Consider the following 21584-nt stretch of genomic DNA (forward strand, 5'->3'; position numbering starts at 1 on the left):
ACGGTGACCCCAGCACAGACCGAGGTGTCGCAGCGGCGCGACACGTCCAAGGACCCCGAGCGACACACCCCGGTTGTTTCCGTGCGCCGGCTGTGGAAGGTGTTCGGGCCGAAGGCGGACCAGGTGCCGGAATCCGAGGAACTCCGCGGGCTGACCCGCCGCGAGCTCATGGACCGCACCGGTTGCACCGCCGCCGTCCGTGACGTGAGCTTCGACGTGTCGCCCGGCGAGGTCTTCGTCGTCATGGGTCTGTCCGGCTCCGGCAAGTCCACCCTGGTGCGCTGTCTGACCCGGCTGATCGAACCCACGGCCGGGGAGGTCGTGTTCGAGGGCGAGGACATCCGCGGCGCCGACCCCAGGCGGCTGCGCGAGCTGCGGCGCAGCAAGTTCTCCATGGTCTTCCAGCACTTCGGCCTGCTCCCGCACCGCAAGGTCGTCGACAATGTCGCCTTCGGCCTGGAGATACGGGGTCTGGGGAAGGCGGAACGGACCAGGAAGGCCCTGGAGATCGTCGAACTGGTGGGCCTCGCCGGGTACGAGAACTCCTACCCCGACCAGCTCTCGGGCGGTATGCAGCAGCGCGTCGGCCTCGCCCGCGCCCTCGCCGGCGACCCCGACGTCCTCTTCTTCGACGAGCCGTTCTCCGCGCTCGACCCGCTGATCCGCCGTGACATGCAGAGCGAGGTCGTCCGCCTGCACCACGAGGTCGGCAAGACCATGGTGTTCATCACCCACGACCTCTCCGAGGCGCTGAAGCTGGGCGACCGCATCCTGATCATGCGGGACGGCAGGACGGTCCAGTGCGGCACCGGCGACGAACTGGTCGGCGCCCCCGCCGACGACTACGTACGTGACTTCGTCAAGGACGTGCCGCGCGGTGACGTCCTCACCCTGCGCTGGATCATGCGCCCCGCCGCACCCGGCGACGCGCTCGACGGCCCCGAACTCGGCCCGGACGTCGTGGTGCGGGAGGCCACGCGCGCGGTGCTGGCGGCCGAGAAGCCGGTCAAGGTCGTCGAGGACGGCAAGCTGCTGGGCATCGTCGGCGACGAGGAGATCCTCTCCGTGGTCGCCGGACGGGAAGGCGGTGCGTGATGGCCGTCGCCGCCGACGCGACCGCGCCGGTCGCGCCCCTGCGCAAGCGGATCAGCCGCCCCATGGTGGTGGCGGCCGTCCTGGTCGCCTGGCTGGTGCTCTTCGCCGTGCTGCGCGGCCGGCAGACACTGACCCTCGCGGCGGCCGACCTCACCGGGCTGCACCGCCGGCTGAACGACCTCAACGACAGCATCGGAGCGGGCCGCAACTCCGATCCGCTCTTCCTGTACTTCTTCAACGAGATCCGCCTGGCCATCGACAACCTGGTCGGCTTCGTCCAGTCCCTGATCTCCCAGCCCACCGGCAGCCGCCCGGTCCCGCAGGTCGGCTGGCTCGGTGTCGTCGGACTGACCGGGTACGTCTCCTGGGCCGTGGGCAACTGGCGGGTCGCCCTGCTGGCCGTGGCCGGCTTCACCCTCTTCGGGCTGCAGGGCCTGTGGCAGGAGAGCATGGACACGCTGGCGCTGACCCTGTCGGCGGTCCTCGTGGCGCTGCTCATCGGCATCCCGCTGGGCGTGTGGGCCGGTCTCTCCGACCGGTTCAACCGGATCATGACGCCGCTGCTGGACTTCATGCAGACGATGCCGACCTTCGTCTACCTCGCCCCGCTGACCCTGATCTTCCTCATCGGCGGCGCCTCCGCCGTGATCACCACGGTGATCTACGCGGCACCGCCCGCCATCCGCATCACCGCGCACGCCATCCGCTCCGTCCCCGGGACCACCGTCGAGGCGGCGGACTCGCTCGGCGCGACACGGACGCAGCAACTGCTGAAGGTACTGCTGCCGATGTCCAGGCGGACGGTGGTCATGGGTGTCAACCAGACCATCATGGCCGCCCTGGCCATGGTGACCATCGCCGCCCTGATCGACGCGCCCGGCCTCGGCAAGACCGTCGTGCAGGCCCTGCAGTCGCTCGACGTCGGCACCGCCTTCAACGCGGGACTCGCCATCGTCGTCATGGCCATCGTGCTCGACCGGGTCACCACGGCGGCGGCCGCACGCACCGAGACGGCCCGACGCACGGGCGGCCGGCTCCGCAGGTGGCGCCGCCCGCTGCTGGTGGCGGGCGGGATCGGCGTCGCCGTCCTGGTTTATTTGTCCCACACCTACCTCTGGGCGGCCGAGTTCCCCGGCGACGGCAGCACCGGCAGCCGCATCGCGAGCGCCGCCGACACCACGACCACCTGGCTGCAGGACCACCTCTCGGGCCTGACCAACGCCCTGCGGGACGCCCTCACCAACGGTCTGCTCAACCCGTTCCAGACGTTGCTCACCGACTCCCCGTGGTGGCTCGTCGGCGTCACCCTGGTCGCGCTCGGCGCAGTGCTCGGCGGCCGGTGGGCCGCGGTGACCGCCGCGGTGTGCGTCGGTCTGCTCGTCGGCACGGGCCTGTGGTCCGACAGCATGACGACCCTCGCATCCACCGCCGTGGCCACGGTGCTGGTGATGCTGCTCGGCGTGGTCTTCGGCGTGTGGATGGGACGCAGCGCGCTCGTCGACCGGCTGGTGCGCCCCACCCTGGACGCGGCGCAGGTCATGCCGCCGTTCGTCTACCTCGTGCCGTTCCTGGCCCTCTTCGGCGCCACGCGGTTCACCGCGATCGTCGCGGCCGTCGTCTACGCGGCACCCGTCGCCATCAAGATCATCGCGGACGGGGTGCGGACCGTTCCCGGGACCACGGTGGAGGCGGCCACCTCGGCCGGGTGCAACACCTGGCAGATCATCACCAAGGTCCAGCTGCCGATGGCACGCAGCGCCCTGACGCTCGCGACCAACCAGGGCCTCATCTATGTGCTGTCGATGGTTGTGGTGGGCGGCCTGGTAGGGGCCGGCGCCCTCGGCTACGACGTCGTGGCCGGGTTCTCGCAGGGAGAGCTGTACGGCAAGGGGCTGGCGGCGGGACTCGCCATCGTACTGCTCGGAGTCATGTTCGACCGGATCACTCAGGCTGCGGCTCGACGCACCAGGGCATAAGGAGCACGACACCATGGCAAGACACTGGCGAGCCGGCGCGGCCGGCCTGGTTGCCCTCGGCCTGACCCTCACGGCGTGCGCGGGGGCGAAGGTCGGCGACACCTCATCGGCGGGTTCCAAGGGCTCGAGCGGCAGGTGCGGCGGCTTCAACCTGGCCGTGAACCCGTGGGTGGGCTACCAGGCGGACGCGGCGGTCGTCGCGTACGTCGCCCAGCACGACCTCGGCTGCACGGTGAGCAAGAAGGACCTCAAGGAGGAGATCGCCTGGCAGGGTTTCGGCACCGGCGAGGTCGACGCCGTCCTGGAGAACTGGGGCCACGACGATCTGAAGAAGAAGTACATCACCGGCCAGAAGACCGCCGTCGAGGCGGGCTCGACCGGCAACAAGGGTGTCATCGGCTGGTTCGTGCCGCCGTGGCTGGCCAAGGCCCACCCGGACATCACCGACTGGAAGAACCTCAACAAGTACGCGGACAACTTCAAGACGTCCGAGTCGGGCGGAAAGGGCCAACTGCTGGACGGCGACCCGTCCTACGTCACCAACGACGCTGCCCTGGTGAAGAATCTGAAGCTGGACTTCAAGGTGGTGTACGCGGGCAGCGAGACCGCGCTCATCCAGGCGTACCGGACCGCAGAGAAGAACAAGCAGTGGGTGATCGGCTACTTCTACGAGCCGCAGTGGTTCATGTCGGAGGTGCCGCTGGTCAAGGTCGACCTGCCGGCGTACAAGACGGGTTGCGACGCCGACGCGGCCAAGGTCGCCTGTGACTATCCCGTCTACGACCTCGACAAGATCGTCAGCGCGCAGTTCGCCAAGTCGGGCAGTCCGGCGTACCGGCTGGTGAAGAACTTCCACTGGACCAACGACGACCAGAACACCGTGGCCAGGTACATCGCGGTGGACAAGATGTCCGACGACGCGGCGGCCAAGAAGTGGGTCGACGCCCACCGGGACGAGGTCGAGGCCTGGCTGAAGTAGGCCGGCCCACAACAGGTCGAACACGCCCGGCGGGCGGTGCGTTCCAGGTGCGCACCGCCCGCCGGGCGTTGCTGCTCGTCAGGCGGGTGTTCCGGGGCGTTCTCCGACGTCACGGCCCCCTTGACACCCCCTTCGACGGGGGGCACATTGAGTTGCGCAACCCGAATCAAGTTGCGTGACGGGCAACGTGACCGTGCGAAGTTCGGAGGTTGGGCGATGGCGGGACCCCGAGTGGTCATCATCGGAGCGGGCGTCGTGGGAGCGGCCCTCGCGGACGAGATCTCCGCACGCGGCTGGACCGAAGTGACCGTGGTCGACCAGGGCCCCCTCCCGGCCACCGGGGGATCCTCCTCGCACGCCCCGGGCCTGGTCTTCCAGACGAACTCCTCGAAGACCATGACCGAGCTGGCCCGCTACACCGTCGAGAAGTTCTGCTCGCTCGACGTCGACGGCAAGCCCTGCTTCCTCCAGGTCGGCGGCCTGGAGGTGGCGACGACCCCCGAACGCCTCGCCGAACTGCACCGCCGCCACGGCTGGATCACCGCCTGGGGCATCGAGTCACGCCTGCTGACCCCCGACGAGTGCGTGGAGCGGCACCCACTGGTCGACCGCGACAAGGTCCTCGGCGGGCTCCACGTCCCCACCGACGGCCTCGCCAAGGCCGTCCTCGCCGTCGAGGCACAGATCCGCCGGGCCACCGAGCGCGGCGTACGCTTCCTGGCCCGCCACGAAGTCCTCGACGTCCGGCAGAGCGAGGGCCGGGTGACCGGCGTCCTGACCGACCGGGGCGAGATCCCCGCCGACATCGTCGTGTGCTGCGCCGGCATCTGGGGCCCGAGGATCGCCCGCATGGTCGGCATGAACCTGCCGCTCACCCCGCTCGCCCACCAGCTCGCCTGGACCGGACCGGTCCCCGCCCTCGCCGGCCAGACGGAGGCGGCGGTCCGCCCGATCCTGCGCCACCAGGACGCCGACCTCTACTACCGCGACCGCTTCGACGGGCTCGGCATCGGCTCCTACGGCCACCGGCCGATGCCGGTCTCCGCCGACGACATCCTCTCCTTCGACGAGGCCGAGGAGATGCCGTCCGTCCTGAAGTTCACCGAGGAGGACTTCGAGGACGCCTGGACCGAGACCCGGGCCCTGCTCCCGGCCACCCGCGAGGCCAAGGTCGAGGAGGGCATCAACGGCCTGTTCTCCTTCACCACCGACGGCTACCCGCTGCTCGGCGAGTCCCCGGACGTCAAGGGCTTCTGGGTCGCGGAGGCCGTGTGGGTCACCCACTCCGCGGGCGTCGGCCGGGCCGTCGCCGAGTGGCTGGTCGACGGCCACTGCTCCTCGTTCGACCTGCACGAGTGCGACGTCAACCGCTTCGAGCCGCACCAACTCGCCCCGGAGTACGTCCTGGCCCGCGGCTGCCGCAACTTCGCCGAGGTCTACGACATCCTCCACCCCCTCCAGCCCTCGGGTGAGCCCCGCCCGATCCGCACCAGCCCCTTCCACGCCCGCCAGCAGCGACACGGCGCGTTCTTCCTGGAGGCGAACGGCTGGGAGCGCCCCCAGTGGTACGAGGCCAACGCGCCGCTCGTCGAGGGCCGCACCATCCCCGCCCCGGGCGACTGGGCCGCTCGGTACTGGTCGCCCGTCGTCGGCGCCGAGGCCCAAGTCACCCGCGAGACCGTCGCGATGTACGACATGACGGCCCTCAAGCGCCTGGAGGTGAGCGGCCCCGGTGCCGCCGACTTCCTGGAGGGCCTCGTCACCGGCAAGGTCGCCAAGTCCGTCGGCTCGGTGACGTACACGCTGCTCCTGGACCACGACGGCGGGATCCGCAGCGACATCACCGTCGCCCGCCTCGCCCGTGACCTCTTCCAGGTCGGCGCCAACGGCAACCTGGACCTCGACTGGTTCATCCGCCATCTGCCCGCGGACGGCCGCGTCCAGGTCCGCGACATCACCCCCGGCACCTGCTGCATCGGCCTGTGGGGCCCGCTGGCCCGCGAGGTCCTGCAGCCCCTCACGGACGACGACTTCTCTGCCGACGGCCTGAAGTACTTCCGGGCCAAGCGCGCCCACATCGGCAGCGTGCCGGTCACCGCGATGCGCCTGTCCTACGTCGGCGAACTCGGCTGGGAGCTGTACACCACCGCCGACCTGGGCCAGAAGCTCTGGGACACGCTCTGGGCCGCTGCCGAGCCACTGGGCGGCGTCCTCGCCGGCCGCGGCGCCTTCAACAGCCTCCGCCTGGAGAAGGGCTACCGCTCCTTCGGCACCGACATGACCTACGAACACGACCCCTACGAGGCCGGCGTCGGCTTCGCCGTCAGGCTCGACAAGGGCGACTTCATCGGCAAGGCCGCGCTGGAGCGGCGCAGGGCCGACGTACGGCGCAGGCTGACCTGCCTCACCATCGACGACCCCCGGTCGGTCGTGATGGGCAAGGAACCGGTGTACGACGGGAAGCGCGCCGTCGGCTACGTCACCAGCGCCGCGTACGGCTACACGATCGGCAAGGGCATCGCCTACGCCTGGCTGCCGGCGGAGCTGGCCGTGCCCGGCACCACCGTGCACATCGGCTACTTCGACCAGCGCGTCGAGGCGGTCGTGGCGGAGGAGCCGCTGTTCGATCCGACGATGTCCCGGCTGCGTGGGTGAGAAGGCGGGAGGGCCGCGACGGGACGTCGTCCGGCGGCGGGTGCGCACGCCTGCGGCGGACCGGGCGCGGCTCAGCCCAGGTAACCCATTCGGTGGCTGATCTCCGCCGCCCCCTCGAGCAGCAGGGGAGCGACTTCGTGGATGCGCTCCTCGGTGAAGCGGTACGCGGGACCGGAGGCGCTGATCGCGGCGATGACCTCGCCGTCACGGGAACGGATCGGGGCCGCCATCGCGTGCAGCCCGATCTCGAGTTCCTCCAGGGTCACCGCGTACCCGCGCTCCCGCGCCTCGGTGAGGTTCTTCTCCAGCGCGGTCCTGGTGGTCAGCGTGTGCGGCGTCAGCTTCTGCAGCCCGGAGGCCGTGAGCACCCTGGCGCGTTCCTTCGCCGGAAGGTGGGCCAGCAGGATCTTGCCGCTGGACGTGGCGTGGACCGGGGTGAGCTGCCCGACCCAGTTGTGCGTGCCGACCGCGCCCGGGCCGCGCACCTGGTGGAGGTTGACGGCGTAGTGCTCCTGCAGGACGGCGATGTTGACCGTCTCGCCGATCTCCTCGCTGAGCCGCTCGCACACCGCCCGGCCCTGCTGCGTGACGTCGAGCCGGCCCGTGACCGCGCCGGCCAGGCGCACGATGCCGAAGCCGAGCCGGTACTTCCCCCGATCGCCCGCCTGCTCGACCAGGCCCCGCGCCTCCAGAGCCCCGAGCAGGCGGAACGCGGTCGACTTGTGCACGTCGATCTCGGCGGCGACCTCGCTGACGCCCGCCTCACCGCGCTGGGCGAGGATCTCCAGGACGCTCACGGCACGATCGACGGACTGCACCCCGCCCGCCGCGGGAGCCGCTGTTTCGCCATCTGCAGCGTAGTTGCTCATAGCGCAACTATACGGCGTGGCGTGCACGGTACCCATGGGCAGCCGACGCGCGGTCAGACGCCGGTATACCACGCCTCCGTCCGCCGGAGGGGGCATTCGTGCGGCGAGGAAGCGGCGGGAGCGCGCCGTGGTCGGAACGGGACGGCCGGGCACCCGCTGCTCGGGGTTGCCCGGCCGTCCCGTTCCGCCGTCTTCGTGCGGCTGTTCCTCAGTGTCCGGCCGCCCCCTCGGGGCGCGCGTGGCGCGGCAGCAGGAAGGAGAGCAGGAAGGTCAGGGCGAGCATGCCGTCGACGATCCACAGCACCGTCTTCATGACGGAGCCGAAACCGCTCTGGAAGGCCGACGACGCGGTGGCCTGCAGCGCGCCGGGAATCCGGGCGCCGTCCTGGGGCGAGGTCACGGCGGACCGGGTGTCCTTCTCCAGGCGCGCGCAGGACGCCGGGGTCGCGGCGGGATCCTTGGCGACGGCGCGGTCCGAGGCGCACTCGCGCAGGTCCGCCACGACGCGGTCCTGAGCGGCGGGTGCGACGTGTGCGGCGGTCAACCGGTCCCGCAGGCCGCCCGCGTGGTGGTCGACGGCGGTGGCGATCCCGCCGCCCAGCAGGCCGAAGAACACGGTGCCGAGGAGGGCCACGCCGAAGGCGCCGCCGAGCTGCTGTACCGCGGTCATCGTGCCGGACGCCGAACCCGTCTCGTGCTGCTCGACGCTGGCGAGCACGATGTCGAAGAACGGCGCCATGAGCAGGCCCATACCGATGCCGGTGACGAGCAGGGACGGTACGAGCTGCCAGGGGCCGACACCGGCGCCGACCAGGTCGAGGGTCAGCCACACGCCGAAGACGCCGACCGCCATGACCAGCGTGCCCGCCTGCAGCACGGCCCGTCCGAACCGGGCGACACCCTGGGCGATCCCGAAGCCGACGATCATGCCGCCCGACCAGGGCACCATCACCAGGCCCGCCTTCAGCGGCGAATAGCCGAGGCCGATCTGGGTGTAGAGGTTGAAGACCAGCATGAAGCCCTGCATGGTCGAGAAGAAGACCAGTCCGAGGGTCATGCCGCCGCTGAATCCCCGCTTGCGGAAGAGGCTGGGGACGACCAGCGGGTCCCGGCCGGCCTTGCTGCGGCGCGACTCGTACCGGGCGAAGGCGACGAAGACGACCACCGAGGCGGCCATCATCACGAACGTCCACACGGGCCAGTCGTACTCACGGCCCTGGACCAGCGGGAAGATGATGAGCAGTGCGGCCAGGGAGACCAGGATCATTCCCGGGATGTCGAGGCGCGGCTTGCCGCCGGACAGGCCCCGCGGCAGGTAGCGCAGGGCACCGAGGAAGGCGGCGGCGCCCAGGGGCAGGTTGATCAGGAAGATCATCCGCCAGCCGGTGCCGAAGTAGTCGGCGTCGACGAGCCAGCCCGCCAGGATGGGCCCGCACACCGCGGAGAGACCCATGACCGGGCCGAACATGCCGAAGGCCTTCTGCGACTCCTGCGGCGGGAACATCTCCTTGATCATGCCGAGGCCCTGCGGCAGCATCACCGCGCCGAACAGCCCCTGGACCACGCGCGCGGTGATCAGCATCTCGGGCGAGACGGATATCGCGCACAGCAGCGAACCCGCGGTGAAGCCGGCGGCCCCCACCAGGAACATCCGGCGGCGCCCGTGGATGTCGCCGAGCCGCCCTCCGGTGACGAGGCCGACGGCCATCGACAGGGTGTACGCGGCGGCGAGCCACTGCAGGGTGGAGGCACCGCCGCCGAGGTCGGCCCGCATGGAGGGGCCGGCGATGTTCGTGACGACGGCGTCGAGGAGATCCATCACCTCGGCCGCGAGGATCACGAAGAGTGCAGCCCAGCGCCACCGGTAGGGCGCTGGCGAGTCGGTGGGCGTCCCGGCGGACGCGACACCGGTGGTGGACATCGGAACTCCTCGTACGGAGGCCGCGTCACGGGACGACCCGCGGGCGCGGCGGACGGATGACTCAGGGGCGAGCAAATCAGGGGCGGACGAATCAAGGGAGAACGGCTCAGGACGAACGACTCCCGGAGAACGCTGTTCACCTTAACAGAACGGTGCTCAGTAAGAGAACGGCGTTCATTAAGATATAGCGCATCACTCCCCACCGGACAAGATATATCGCGTCTGGCGGTCTCATCGTCCGGCGTGAACGCCGCTCACCCGACGAGAACGCTGTTCTCCCGGCGCCTAGACTGTCCTCATGAGCGACGCGGCCCCCCACACCCCGGCATCCCCTCCGCCGTCCCCCTGGGAGCGCGAGCGCCCCGGACGCTCCCGTGTGGCCCCGGCGCGCACACCGCTGTCCCGGGACCGGGTCGTCGAGGCCGCCTTCACCGTGCTCGACCGTCAGGGACTCGACGGGCTCTCGATGCGCCAGGTGGCGGCCGAACTGGGGGTCACCGTCTCCGCCCTCTACGCCCATGTCAGCTCCAAGGACGACCTCCTGGAGCTGATGTACACCCGGCTCTTCGACGGCTTCGAGATGCCCGAACCGGACCCCGAGCGGTGGCGGGAGCAGGTGCGCGACTACGCCCGCTCCGGGCGGCAGCGCCTGCTGTCCCACCGGGACATGGCCAGGATCTCCATGGCCCATGTCCCCTTCACCGCCGAACTGCTGCCGCATGTCGAGGCGTTGCTCGCCCTCTTCCGTACCGCTGGGCTGCCCGACCGCATCGCGGCGGAGGCCGGCGACCTCATCTCCACCTACATCGACGGGTTCGTCCTGGAGGAGGGCATGTGGCAGGACCGAGCCGCCCGGCACGGCGGTGACGGCTCGTCCCTGGCCCGCCCCGACTGGCGCGAGATGGCCGACGAGATGCAGAACTACTTCGCGTCCCTGCCCGCGAAGGACTTCCCCCACCTTCGCGCCCTGGCCGGGCTGATGGTGACGGACTCCTCCGACCAGAGGTTCGACATCGGCCTGGAGATCATTCTGCGCGGCCTGGCGAGTTACCTGCCGGACGCGGCGGACGGCGCCGAACAGAACGCGGACCGGGCTCCGGACGCCCCCGCCGAACGACAGTGACGGGCAAGGCCGGAGGGGGTGGTCGAACATGTGGATCGAGCCACTGGTCGACGTCACCCGGTGGCAGCCGCAGCGGGCGGCGACGGACTGGCATGAGACCGAGAGCCGTCTCGGTGTGACGCTGCCCGAGGACTCCAAGTGCCTTGCCGGAATCTTCGGCAGAGGATGCTTCTCGGACTTCCTCCAGATCCTCTCCGCTCCCGGGGGATGCGTTCGATCCGGTCGGCACCCGGCAGGGTCTCCGCGCTGACGCCCCGGTCGAGGACGACCCGCCGTACGCGGCGTACCGGATCCACCGTCCCGGCCACGCGGGACTCATTTCGTGGGGCCTCGGCCGGACCGAGGGCGAGTGTCACCGGCCGGCCGGCGACGAGCCGGCGGACGAGTGGCCCGTCGTCACGCGCGGACGCGGGTATCGGCAATGACGCCGGTTGGACACGTCGTACCCGAGTTCCGCCACCGGGTGGTGGCGGACCCGGAGTCCGTGCCCTTCTCCGTCGCCGCACCGGTACCCGAGCCGTCCTTCGCGCCGGCGCCGGAAGCCACGCTCCGAGGGGCGGCAGAAGTCCGGTCGGCAACGTGGCGGATCGGCGGCACGTGCTCGTGTGAGCCCTGTACGCGCCCCCGCCCCGACGAGAAGACTGCCGACAGGCCGGTGGCCAGAGCATCACCCACCGCCTTGGTCCGACTTCTCAGGAAGGCAGGTCGGTTGCCGTGCTGTTGCGTCTGCCCACATCCGTCTCCGAAGCGCGGGAATGTCTGGCCGAGGGAGCCGTGCCGATCGGTGGCGCGACGCTCGTGTGGGCCACCTGGCAGCGGGACGGCTTCCCCGATCTGGCCGTGTCCCTGCGTCAGTTGCCCGAGGCCAACGTCCTGGGGCGGGAGACCGTCGGCGCCGCCGTGGTGCTGCAGCGCGTCGACGGCCGGGTACCGGACGTGCTCCGGCTGGCCGCTGCCACGGTGGGCACCGGCGCCGTACGGCGGACGGCGACGGTCGGTGGCAACCTCGTCGGCAGCACGCTGCGCTGTCTGCTGCCCGCGGCGCTCGTCCTCGACGCCCGGGCGACCGTGCTGGAGTCCGACGGCGTCCATGAGACGGACCTGGCCGAGCTCGTGGCCAAGCGTCCCCTGCTGCTCAGTCTGCGCTGGCGCGACCCGGTCGCCTGCGCCTACCGGAAACTGGCCGGCGAGGCGGGCGGACCGCCGCCCCTCGTGGTCGCCTCGGCGGTGCACGCCGACGACCGCGGTCACCGCCTGCGGGTCGCCGTACGGGACGGCTACGACGTGCTCACCGGCAGCGCCGCCGCCCGCGGCACCGACGCCGACGAGACCCTGCACGCACTGACGGGCACGGCCCTCGGCGATCTCCCGGTCCCGGCATGGGGCGTCGTCCGCTCGCAGATCACCGGTCTGCTGGGCGCTCGCAGCGCTGACTGAGGCGAACCCGTCCGACCGGGTCGGCGCCGTGGCCCGGCCTCACCACCTCCCCGACCGGCCGGCCGGAGGCCTGTGCCCGACCGCGGCCTGCGCCCGACCGAGGCCTGTGCCCGACCGAGGCCTGCGCCCGACCGAGGTCTGCGCCCGACCGGGTGATGCGGCTGCCGAGGACCGTCCGCGCCGGGGAGGGGTAGACGTGAGGTGATGGCCAACGAGCGAGGTGAGCACACCATGGATCTTGTGCTGACTGCCCGAGACGCGGGGAGCGTCTTCGGCCGCGGCACTCTCCTCGGCGCGTCCGCCTGGCCGCCCCGGAGACCGTGCCGCATCGTGGATGAGGCTGCTGACCTGCGGGAAGACCGCCTCACCTGATCTGCGGGGTGAGGTCGGTAGGCCGGCGAGAGCGGCAGTGGGAAGGAGCGAGCGCGATGAGCCGAGCGAAGCAGCGCCCGGAGCAGTCGGATCGTCCGATGAACGCTGCGGCGGACCCGAGTGCCCTGATGGATCTGCTGGGCGTCGCCGCGGTGCTGCTGGAGGCCGACGGCCGGATCGACATGTGGTCCCCGCAGGCCGAGGAGCTGTTCGGCTACACCCGCTCCGAGGCGGTCGGGCAGTACGCGGCGCCGCTGCTGCTGCACCCCGACCACCGGGACGCGGCGATCATGCTGTTCGCCGAGGTGATGGAGACCGGCCGGGGGTGGGCCGGGGCGTTCCCCGTCCGGCACAAGGACGGCAGCACCCGGCTGGTCGAGTTCCGCAACATGCGGCTGACGGACAACCTCGGCGATCACTACGCCCTCGGGCTGGCGACGGACCGGTCCACGCTGCAGCAGGTGGAACGCAATCTGGCCCTGTCCACCCGGTTGGTCACCCAGGCGCCGATCGGACTGTCCGTCCTGGACACCGACCTGCGGTATCTGGCCATCAACCCGGCGCTGGCGGGCATGCACGGCATCCCCGAGGCCGAGCACGTGGGCCGCAGGTTCCGGGAGATCCTGCCGAGTGGATCGTTCCGGGACGCGGAGGCCGTCATGCGGAAGGTCCTGGCCTCGGGCGCCCCCGTGGTGGATCTGCAGGTCGTCGGCCGCACCGCCGCCGACCCGGACAACGAACACGCCTGGACGGTGTCGATCTACCGGCTGGAGGACCACCGCGGGAGCGTACTGGGCATCGCCAACGTGGTGGTGGACGTCACCGACCGTTACCGTGCGGCCAGGAAGGCCGACCAGGCCCAGCAGCGCCTGCGCCTCATGGCCAACGGCTCGGCCAGGATCGGCACCACCCTGGAGGTGGAGCGGACCGCGCAGGAACTGGCCGACGTCATCGTGCCCGATCTGGCCGACATGGTCGCGGTGGACCTTCTGGACTCCGTCCTGCAGACGGGCCGCCCGGACCTCGGCGAGGGCCCGGCGGTGTTCCGCGCGCTGGCGGTGAAGACGGCGTATCCGACGGACGCCGCCCGGGCGATCGTTCCACCCGGCCGGCTCACCACCTACCACGCCGACCACCCGGCGGCCCACTGCATCCGCACCCGCAAGCCCCATCTGATCACCCACCTGGACAGCGGCGACCACGCCCGGATCGCGGCCGACCCCGAAGGTGCCCGCCTGCTCGCCCGGGCCGGGGTGCACACCGACCTGGCGGTCCCGCTCATCGCCCGGGAGCAGATCATCGGGGTGATGGGCCTGGCCCGGGCCCGCAACCCCGTGCCCTTCGACGAGGACGACCTCACCCTCGCCTGCGAGCTGGCCTCGTCGGCCGCGCTGAGCATCGACAACGCCGTGCTGCACCACCACATCCGCAGCGCCGCCGAGACCCTCCAGCGCAGCCTGCTCCCACGGCTTCCGCCCTGCCACCCCGGTCTCGAGGTCGCCGCCCGGTACCGGCCCGCGCAGGCCTTCAGCGAGGTAGGCGGTGACTGGTACGACGTGATCCCCCTCGACGGCGACCGCACCGCCCTCACGGTGGGCGACGTCATGGGCAGCGGTATCCCGGCCGCCACCGCCATGGGCCGGCTGCGCACCGCCACCTCCACCCTCGCGGACCTCGACCTCGACCCCGCCCGGATCCTCACCCACCTCGACAAGATCACCCGCGGGCTGGATCCCTACATCGCGACGTGCGTGTACGCGGTCTACGACCCGCACCGCGCCCGACTGGACCTGGCGTCCGCCGGCCACCTGCCCCCGGTCCTGGTCCGGGCCGGCAAGTCACCGGAACTGCTCGACCTGCCCACGGGCACACCGCTCGGCGTCGGCGGCGTCCCCTTCGAGAGCACCACCCTCGACCTGGAGCCCGGTGATCAGCTGGTCCTCTACACCGACGGGCTGGTCGAGACCCGCGACGACCCCATCGACGAACGCCTGGCCGACCTGCTGCGTCTGCTGACGCCGCCGTACGACACGACGGAGGAAGGGTGCGACCGGCTCCTCCAGCAGCTCCGCCACCCCGCCGACCACGACGACGTCGCCCTCCTCATCGCCCGCGCACGACCCCTGGCCTGAGCCGGATTCAGACGCAGGTCTGCTGCAGAGGCGGCGCGGGGGCCACCAGTTCTCCGGTCCCGCCGGGAACATCACGGCGGGCACCAGCAACCTCGGAGGACGACGCCCCGCGGACGCGGCGGCGAACTGCCGGACCGGGCGGCCCGGCAGGGCCGGTCACGCGGCGGACGAAGGGCGGATGTTCTGGTTGAGGTGGAAGAGGTTGGTCGGGTCGTAGGCGTCCTTGACCCGCACCAGCCGTGTGTGCACCGCGTCGGGGTACGAGGCACGCACCCTGTCCTCGGCGGAGTCGCCGGTGAAGTTGACGTACATCGTCCCGCGCCCGTGCCGCGCGATCTCCTCGCGGGCGCCCCGGGCCCAGGTGACCGCGGTGTCGAAACCCGTCGCGTCGGGGGACCGCGCGACCACGTTGCACAGCACGCTCGCCTCCCGCTGGCTGAAGGCCGTGGCGTCGGCGGGCACGCGGGCGAAGGCACCGCCCAGTTGGTGCATGTGCAGTTCGCTGGAGGGGGTCGGCGTCGCCAGGTGCTGTCGCAGCAGCGCGTCGACCGCGGCGTCGGACGGCTCGATGAACGCCGACGTGAAGTAGTTGTGGGCACCGGCCTCCCACAGCGGGTCGATCAGCGACTGCATCGCGGTGTACGGCATGGGGCCCATGAGGTCGGCGATGGGCGTCCCCAGCGTCCGCAGCGGACCGACGACCGGCTCACCCGCCGCGGGGTCGCCCGCGTACATGCCGAGCACGACCACGACGCGGGTGCCGTGGACCTCCTCGGGCAGGAACGGCAGGGGAGGCGCCGTCGTCAGATTGACGAGCGTCGTCAGATCGTCGGGAGCGCCGGCGATCAGGTCGCGCCAGCCGGTGACGACCTCGCGGGCCTCCGCGAGCGGATAGACGATCAGCCCGGCGAGCACCTGCGGCCCCACCGGGTGCAGCCGGTATTCGAGGGACGTCACGACCCCGAAGTTGCCGCCGCCGCCCCGCAGGGCCCAGAACAGGTCGGAGTGCTGGTGCGGGTCGGCGCGCACCACGCGGCCGTCCGCGGTGACGACCTCGGCCGCCGTCAGATTGTCCGAGGCCAGCCCGTGGCGGCGCAGCAGCCAGCCCACTCCGCCGCCGAGCGTGAATCCGGAGATGCCGGTGGTGGACACCAGGCCGCCGGTGACGGCGAGACCGAAGGCCTGCGTCTCGTGGTCGAGATCGCCCCAGGTCATGCCGGCCTGGGCGACCACCCGGCGCCGCACGGGATCCACGACGGCGCCCTTCATGGGCGACAGGTCGATGACGATCCCGTCGTCGCAGGTCGAGAACCCCGCGATGCTGTGCGCACCGCCGCGCACCGCGACGAGGAGGTCCTGGCTGCGCGCGAACTCGACGGCGCGGATCACATCCGCGGTCCCGGCACACCGGACGATCATGGCCGGATGCTTGTCGTGGGCACCGTTCCAGACCGCGCGGGCCCGGTCGTACTCCGCGTCGCCGGGACGGACCACGCTGCCGCGCAGGCCTGCCTCCAGCTCGGCGATGGTGGCGTCCCCCAGGACGCCCCGTGCCGTGTCGATCGACATGGTCGGCTCCTCGGTGTGAGTGCTTTCGCTGACACTCAGGACCGTAGGCAGCGCCTCTTAGCACTCACTCAGCAACAGCTTTGCCGGTGGCCGCCCATGCCGTCGCGCGCTCCAGGAGCGCCGGGCCACGCGCGCCGCCGAGCCGGGCGAAGAGGTCACCGGCCCGGGCCGCCGTGGCCGTGGCGGTCTCGCGCTCGTCCGCCTGCCACAGCAGCTGCGCCAGCACGACCGCGACCCATGCGGCGGCGGAGTGCGATCCTGCGACGTGCTCCAGGCGCTGGGCGCGGGTCAGCAGCGTGCGGGCCCGCGCCGAATCCCCGTCGGCCCGGGCGACGAGCCCGAGGTGCAGCATGCTGTTGGTGGTGCCCGGGATGTCGTCGGTCTCCTCGAAGCCCGCGAGGACGCCGGCGAGGGCCGCCCGCGCGCTGTCGGTGTCGCCTTCGGCCAGGTGCAGCAGACCGAGACAGCCCAGGCTGATGCCCTCCTCCCGGCGATCGCCGAGCCGGCGTCTGATCGCCAGCGCCGCGTCCAGGTGCTCGCGTGCCGCGTCGTACTCGCCGTGGCTGCGGTGGATGCTGCCGAGGGTGTTCAGGGCCAGGGACTCGCCGTGCGGGTCGTCGAGTCCGCGGAAGCAGTCGACACCGCGTTCCGCCGCCGTGGTGGCCGCACCATGGTCGCCGTCGAGGCGGCTCGCCCAGGCCAGTTGGGCCAGGGCGTAGCCGCGGGCCCGGCACCGGCCGACGGTACGGCCGGCCAGCACCGTCTCCTCGAAGAACACCGACACCTGTCCGGTGTCGTCCTCGTCGACGGCGTAGCCGGGTGTCATGACCGGGAAGAACGGTTCGCCCGCCTCCTCGACGTCGTCCAGCAGCCGCAGGCTCTCCTCGCAGGCCGCACGGGCCGCCGGGCCCTCGCCGCGGCAGACCGCCCAGACGCTCTCGAGATGCGCGGCGGCGGCGAGGACCGAGGGTTCGCTCGCATCGCGGGCGAGCGTGCGGGCCCGGTCGAGGGCGGTGCGGGCGCGGTCCCACGAACCCCGCATCCACAGCAGGACCGCCTGCTGACCGTGCGCGTGGGCCGACGCCCGTGGATCGGGCCGCCGCCGGTGCATCCCGACGATCTGTTCGCCGATGTCCTCCAGCGGGGAGCAGTCACCGAGACGGATCGCCAGTACCGCCTGCCCCATCAGCGCCTTCGCCCGCTGTGGGGAGGGCTCGGGTGCGGCGGCCAGGGTGTCGTCCAGCCACCGCCGGCCCTCGGCGAGGTGCCCGCGTTCCGGCCAGAACGAGCGCAGGGCGACGGCCAGCCGGAGCGCGCTGTCCGGTTCGTGGCGCAGCAGGGAGCGCAGTGCGGCCCGGAGATTGCCGTAGTCGGCCTCCAGCTCCAGCGACGTCACCCCCGACACTCCGGTGGGCGGCTCGCGGTCCCGGGCCTCGGCGAGTGCCAGGTAGTAGCGCCGGTGGCCGGCCTCGGTGGCCGCCCGTTCCCCGGCGGCCCGCAGCCGGTCCGCGGCGTACTGCCGGATCGTCTCGAGCAGCCGGTAGCGGACCTCCTCCTGCCCGGCCTCCACCAGGACCAGGGACTTGTCGGCCAGCCGGTCGAGGACGTCCAGCACCGAGCTGCTGTGCCCGCCGTCCGCGCACACCTCCTCGGCCGCGGCGAGGGAGAATCCGCCGACGAAGACCGCCAGCCGGCGGAACAGGCGCCGCTCCTCGTCGTCGAGCAGCCGGTGGCTCCACTCCAGCGTGGCCAGCAGCGTCTGCTGCCGGGTCGCACCGTGCCGGCTGCCCCGGCCGAGCAGGGTCAGCGCGTCGGCGAGGCGTTCGGCGATCTGACGTGGCGCCAGGACGTGCACGCGGGCCGCCGCGAGCTCCAGGGCCAGGGGCATCCCGTCGAGCCGGAAGCAGATCTGCGCGACGGCTGCCGCGTTCCCCTCGGACAGCCGGAATCCGGGGTCCGCGTCGGCAGCCCGCTCCACGAACAGCCGCACCGCCGCGAAACGGCCCAGGTCCGCCACGGACGGCAGCCGGTGCGGATCCGGCAGCCCGAGCGAAGGCACCCGGAAGGTGCGCTCCCCGTAACTGCGCAGCGGCTCGCGGCTGGTCGCGAGCACGCGGACGCCCGGGCAGCGGCCGACGACCTCCGAGGCCAGGACCGCGCACGCGTCGATCAGGTGCTCGCAGTTGTCCAGCACCAGCAGCACCTCCCGGCCGCCGAGCTGGGTGATCAGCGCTGCCCGGCTGCCGCCGGACGGCGGCAGCTGCAGGCCCAGGGCCGCGGCGACCGCCTCGGGCAACAGGCCGGGCTCCGCGAGCCCGGCCAGGTCCACGAAGCAGGCACCGTCGCGGAAGCAGCCGGCCCGGCGCGCTGCCACGGCCAGCGCGAGGCGGGTCTTGCCGCAGCCACCCGCTCCCGTGAGGGTCAGCAGCCTGCTGCGCTCGAGCAGCTGCTCCACGTCGGCGATCTCGCGGTCCCGGCCGACGAGTGCGGTGGCCGGGGCGGGCAGCCGCAGCCGTACGGCGCCCCGGGGCTGCTCCGCTGTCTCGACCGAGTCGGCCAGCAGCGCCCGGTAGAGGCGCCGGGTCTGCGGGTCGGGATCGGCACCGGTGTCGCTGCGGAGGGTGTCGCGCAGCTGTTCGTAGGCGGCCAGGGCGTCCCGGCGCCGCCCGGCGTCGGCGAGGACCCGCATCAGCGCCCGGTGAGCGGGTTCGTGCAGCGGGTCCTCGGCGATCAGGGCGCGCAGCACCTCGACGGCATCGTCCGTGTGCCGAGCGTCCTCCAGCGCCCCGGCCAGCCCCAGCCGCAGTGCGGTACAGCGTGTCCGCAGCGCCTCGGCCGCCTCGCTCACCCAGGGCTCGTACCGGTCCTCCGGCAGCAGACCGGGAGCGGCCAGGGCGAGCACGGCCCGGTAGTCGGCGATGCCGCCGCCGTCCGCGGCGCGCCCGGCCGCCTCGTCGAATGCGTCGAGGTCGACGCGTACACCTCCGTCGGGGCCGAGCAGCACGAGGTCGTCGCGGAGGACGACCACATCGCCCGGCGCGCCCGCGGAAGCCAGCGCACGCCGCACGGAGTGCAGCACCTGGTGCAGGTTGTTGGATGCGGCCGACCGGTCCAGCTCCGGCCAGAGCACGTCGTAGAGCCGGTCCCGGTGCATCCGGTGGCCCGGTGCCAGGCACAGGAGTTTCAGCAGGCTCCGGGCCTTGCGCAGCCGCCACGCCCCGGCGGCGACCGGGCGGTCCTCGACCGCCACGGCGAACCCGCCGAGGAGCCGGATGCGCACCTCATCGGTCATGACTGCCCTCATGAGCAGGCTACCGCTGCGAGGCACGCGGTCGAGGCCTTCGGCGCTGAACGCATATTTCAAGCAACTGTCACGAAACCGTTCGGAATATGTAACTACACGTGCATTTCCCTCAAATCCCGGATGAGTCGGGCACGGTGTGGGTGTGCGGCCACTCCGGCCGCCACCCGCACACCCTGCGAAGGGGGACCTACGTGTCCGTTTCCGTTTCTGCCTCTGTCCGTCGCCTCACCGCTGCCGCCGCCGTGGTCGCCGCGGTGGTGGGGGCCACGGCGCTGCCGGCCGAGGCCGCCGACCGCCACCACCCGGGCCGCGGCGACGTGTTCATCAGCGACGTGCAGCACGCTTTCCCGGGCCGGGGCATCGGTACCAACCGCTCGCTGAACAGCGAGTGGGTGGACATCACCAACCATGCGCGCCGGGCGGTGAACCTGGGGGGCTGGACCCTGTCGGACGAGGACGGCCACACGTACACCTTCCGTCACGTCCGGCTGGAGGGCGGCGCCACCGTCCGCGTCCACACCGGTGTGGGCCGGGACACCAGAACCGACCTGTACCAGGACCGGCGCGCGTACGTGTGGCGCAATGACGCCGACACCGCCACCCTGCGCAACGACGAGGGCCGCTTCGTCGACGACTTCTCCTGGGGCCGTGACCACCGCGACGAGGACGGTGGCCGACGCGACGGGGGCCGCGACCACCACGACGGCGACGGTGGCCGACGCGACGGGGACGGCCGGGGCCGCGACCACCGCGACGACAACGGTGGCCGGCACGACGAGGACGGCCGACGCGACGGGGGCAACCGGCACGAGGGTGGTGTCTTCCACGGCGGCGAGGGCCGGCACGGCGGTGTCCTCCACGGCGGTGTCCTCCCCGGGGGCGAGGGCCGGCACGGCGGTGTCTTCCACGGTGACCACGAGGGCGGACACCGTCGCTGACCTCCCGGCGGCGCCGCGTGACGGCGGCGCGTGAGCCGATGCCCGCAGTGGGCCTCCTCCTCCGGAGGGGGCCCACTGCCCGTCCCTTCGGGTGACTTGTCTGCCGGGGCGCATCCATGAGTGGGCGTCAGGGCACATGTCTCGGCACAGCCGTCACCAGGCACGAGACGGTACCGCGACGCAAGGAACGGCCATGGAGACCGACCCTGTCCACCGCTTTGTCCACGCGCTGTCGCCCGCCAGCCGGGACCAGGTTCAGCAGCTGTCCCCGGAGCAGCGGGAGCGCATGGCCGCCGCGTGGGAGCAGCACCTCAACGAGGACACCGACCTGCTGAGCGTGAGCGAGCTCGACCCGGCGGCGGCCGAGCACGAAGTGGCCGAGCGGGTCGTGCGGGAAAACCTCTGAATCGCACCCGGGCCCCGCGGTTCCGGCCGCGAGGGGCCTGGGGTCGCGCCGGGCCTTCCCGTCATCGGCCGTGCGGTCCGGGGGCCCCGGCGCGCAGCCCGTCCATGACGAGGTCGAAGAGCCGGGTGGCGCGTGGCTGCCAGTCGTCGCGCGGGGTGAGCTGCCAGAGACCGGCGATGGTGAGGAGGAAGTCCTCCCCGCTGACGCCGGGGCGGACGGTGCCGGCTTCCTCGTTGGCGCGCAGGAGCAGTTCCGCGGCGGCGGCCACCGGTGTGGGGGACGGCTTCGCCGGACCTCCGGGCGTGCCGGTGACCTGCCGGATCGCTTCGGCCAGGCCGGCCTTGGCCATGGCGAACTCGGCGAGCCGGTCCATCCAGGCGCGCAGGGCCCGGTCCGGCGCCAGGGACTCGAGCAGCTGGGCCGCGCTGTCGGCGACCTGCTGCATCTCGTGGCGGTAGATCTCGAGGACGAGCGCCTCACGGTTGGGGAAGTTCCGGTAGAAGGTGCCCTGGCCGACGCCGGCCTTCTTGGCGATCACGCTCAGCGGGGTGTCCGCGCAGTGCGTCAGCTCGGTGAGCGCCACGTCCAGGATGCGCTCCCGGTTGCGCTGTGCGTCCGAGCGCAGCGGTGGGTCCTTCTTCGCGGGCACGCGTCCTCCTCGAGGGTTCCTGGCCTGAACCCCGCTCTTGCTAACCGGACAGCTGTCCGTTACGTTCTCAGGTAGCGGACAGCTGTCCGGTTACGTCCACGATAGCGGTGGGCGCGGCCCCACGGCAGTCGGCAGCCACGACTTCTGACCCAGCGCTCC

At 72.0% G+C, this 21584-nt stretch carries 14 protein-coding genes; 9 read left to right on the forward strand and 5 right to left on the reverse strand.

Annotated elements, in window-relative coordinates; translation table 11 throughout:
* The first annotated feature begins 3 nt into the window (after positions 1-3).
* The 4 genes from ACIHEJ_RS40535 (at position 4) to ACIHEJ_RS40550 (ending at position 6705) form a co-directional block, all read left to right on the forward strand.
* Positions 4-1095: a glycine betaine/L-proline ABC transporter ATP-binding protein gene (locus tag ACIHEJ_RS40535; RefSeq protein ID WP_400142918.1), complete on the forward strand. Its 1092-nt coding sequence runs from the start codon at positions 4-6 to the stop codon at positions 1093-1095.
* The gene (locus tag ACIHEJ_RS40540) at positions 1095-3071 is read left to right on the forward strand and encodes an ABC transporter permease (protein ID WP_400142919.1); all 1977 of its coding nucleotides are present in this window, start codon (positions 1095-1097) and stop codon (positions 3069-3071) included. The genes ACIHEJ_RS40535 and ACIHEJ_RS40540 overlap by 1 nt, the downstream gene beginning before the upstream one ends.
* 13 nt (positions 3072-3084) lie before the next feature.
* Positions 3085-4050 (forward strand): ABC transporter substrate-binding protein, encoded by a 966-nt coding sequence (locus tag ACIHEJ_RS40545; protein WP_400142920.1) that lies wholly within the window; start codon positions 3085-3087, stop codon positions 4048-4050.
* A 216-nt stretch (positions 4051-4266) separates the two neighbouring features.
* Entirely contained in the window at positions 4267-6705 is a 2439-nt protein-coding gene (locus ACIHEJ_RS40550) for an FAD-dependent oxidoreductase (RefSeq protein WP_400142921.1), read from the forward strand.
* A gap of 71 nt (positions 6706-6776) precedes the next feature.
* Here ACIHEJ_RS40550 and ACIHEJ_RS40555 read toward each other — a convergent pair whose 3' ends face one another.
* Positions 6777-7574, reverse strand: coding sequence for an IclR family transcriptional regulator (locus ACIHEJ_RS40555; protein WP_400142922.1), 798 nt, complete (start codon positions 7572-7574; stop codon positions 6777-6779).
* Between the two features lie 208 nt (positions 7575-7782).
* On the reverse strand, positions 7783-9495 hold the full coding sequence (locus ACIHEJ_RS40560; protein ID WP_400142923.1) for an MFS transporter: 1713 nt from the start codon (positions 9493-9495) through the stop codon (positions 7783-7785).
* A 298-nt stretch (positions 9496-9793) separates the two neighbouring features.
* Here ACIHEJ_RS40560 and ACIHEJ_RS40565 point away from each other — a divergent pair, with 298 nt between their 5' ends.
* The 3 genes from ACIHEJ_RS40565 to ACIHEJ_RS40575 all read left to right on the forward strand — a co-directional run bounded on the left by ACIHEJ_RS40565 (position 9794) and on the right by ACIHEJ_RS40575 (position 14559).
* Positions 9794-10618 carry a TetR/AcrR family transcriptional regulator gene (locus tag ACIHEJ_RS40565; protein WP_400142924.1) on the forward strand — a complete coding sequence of 275 codons (825 nt, stop codon included), beginning with the start codon at positions 9794-9796 and terminating at the stop codon, positions 10616-10618.
* Positions 10619-11332: 714 nt separating this feature from the next.
* On the forward strand, positions 11333-12055 hold the full coding sequence (locus ACIHEJ_RS40570) for an FAD binding domain-containing protein (protein ID WP_400142925.1): 723 nt from the start codon (positions 11333-11335) through the stop codon (positions 12053-12055).
* Between the two features lie 428 nt (positions 12056-12483).
* Positions 12484-14559 (forward strand): SpoIIE family protein phosphatase, encoded by a 2076-nt coding sequence (locus tag ACIHEJ_RS40575; RefSeq protein ID WP_400142926.1) that lies wholly within the window; start codon positions 12484-12486, stop codon positions 14557-14559.
* A 156-nt stretch (positions 14560-14715) separates the two neighbouring features.
* Here the strand turns inward: ACIHEJ_RS40575 and ACIHEJ_RS40580 are convergent, their stop codons facing one another.
* Positions 14716-16128 (reverse strand): FAD-binding oxidoreductase, encoded by a 1413-nt coding sequence (locus tag ACIHEJ_RS40580; protein ID WP_400142928.1) that lies wholly within the window; start codon positions 16126-16128, stop codon positions 14716-14718.
* 64 nt (positions 16129-16192) lie between these two features.
* The gene (locus tag ACIHEJ_RS40585) at positions 16193-19420 is read right to left on the reverse strand and encodes an AfsR/SARP family transcriptional regulator (RefSeq protein ID WP_400142930.1); all 3228 of its coding nucleotides are present in this window, start codon (positions 19418-19420) and stop codon (positions 16193-16195) included.
* A 203-nt stretch (positions 19421-19623) separates the two neighbouring features.
* On the opposite strand from ACIHEJ_RS40585, the gene ACIHEJ_RS40590 reads away from it, so the two are divergent.
* Positions 19624-20370 (forward strand): lamin tail domain-containing protein, encoded by a 747-nt coding sequence (locus ACIHEJ_RS40590; protein WP_400142932.1) that lies wholly within the window; start codon positions 19624-19626, stop codon positions 20368-20370.
* Between the two features lie 193 nt (positions 20371-20563).
* Positions 20564-20776: a hypothetical protein gene (locus ACIHEJ_RS40595; RefSeq protein ID WP_400142934.1), complete on the forward strand. Its 213-nt coding sequence runs from the start codon at positions 20564-20566 to the stop codon at positions 20774-20776.
* Between the two features lie 61 nt (positions 20777-20837).
* On the opposite strand, the gene ACIHEJ_RS40600 is transcribed toward ACIHEJ_RS40595, so the two are convergent.
* Positions 20838-21425, reverse strand: coding sequence for a TetR/AcrR family transcriptional regulator (locus ACIHEJ_RS40600; RefSeq protein ID WP_400142935.1), 588 nt, complete (start codon positions 21423-21425; stop codon positions 20838-20840).
* Positions 21426-21584 lie beyond the last annotated feature (159 nt).

This window comes from Streptomyces sp. NPDC052301 (assembly GCF_044593395.1).
Lineage (GTDB): Bacteria > Actinomycetota > Actinomycetes > Streptomycetales > Streptomycetaceae > Streptomyces.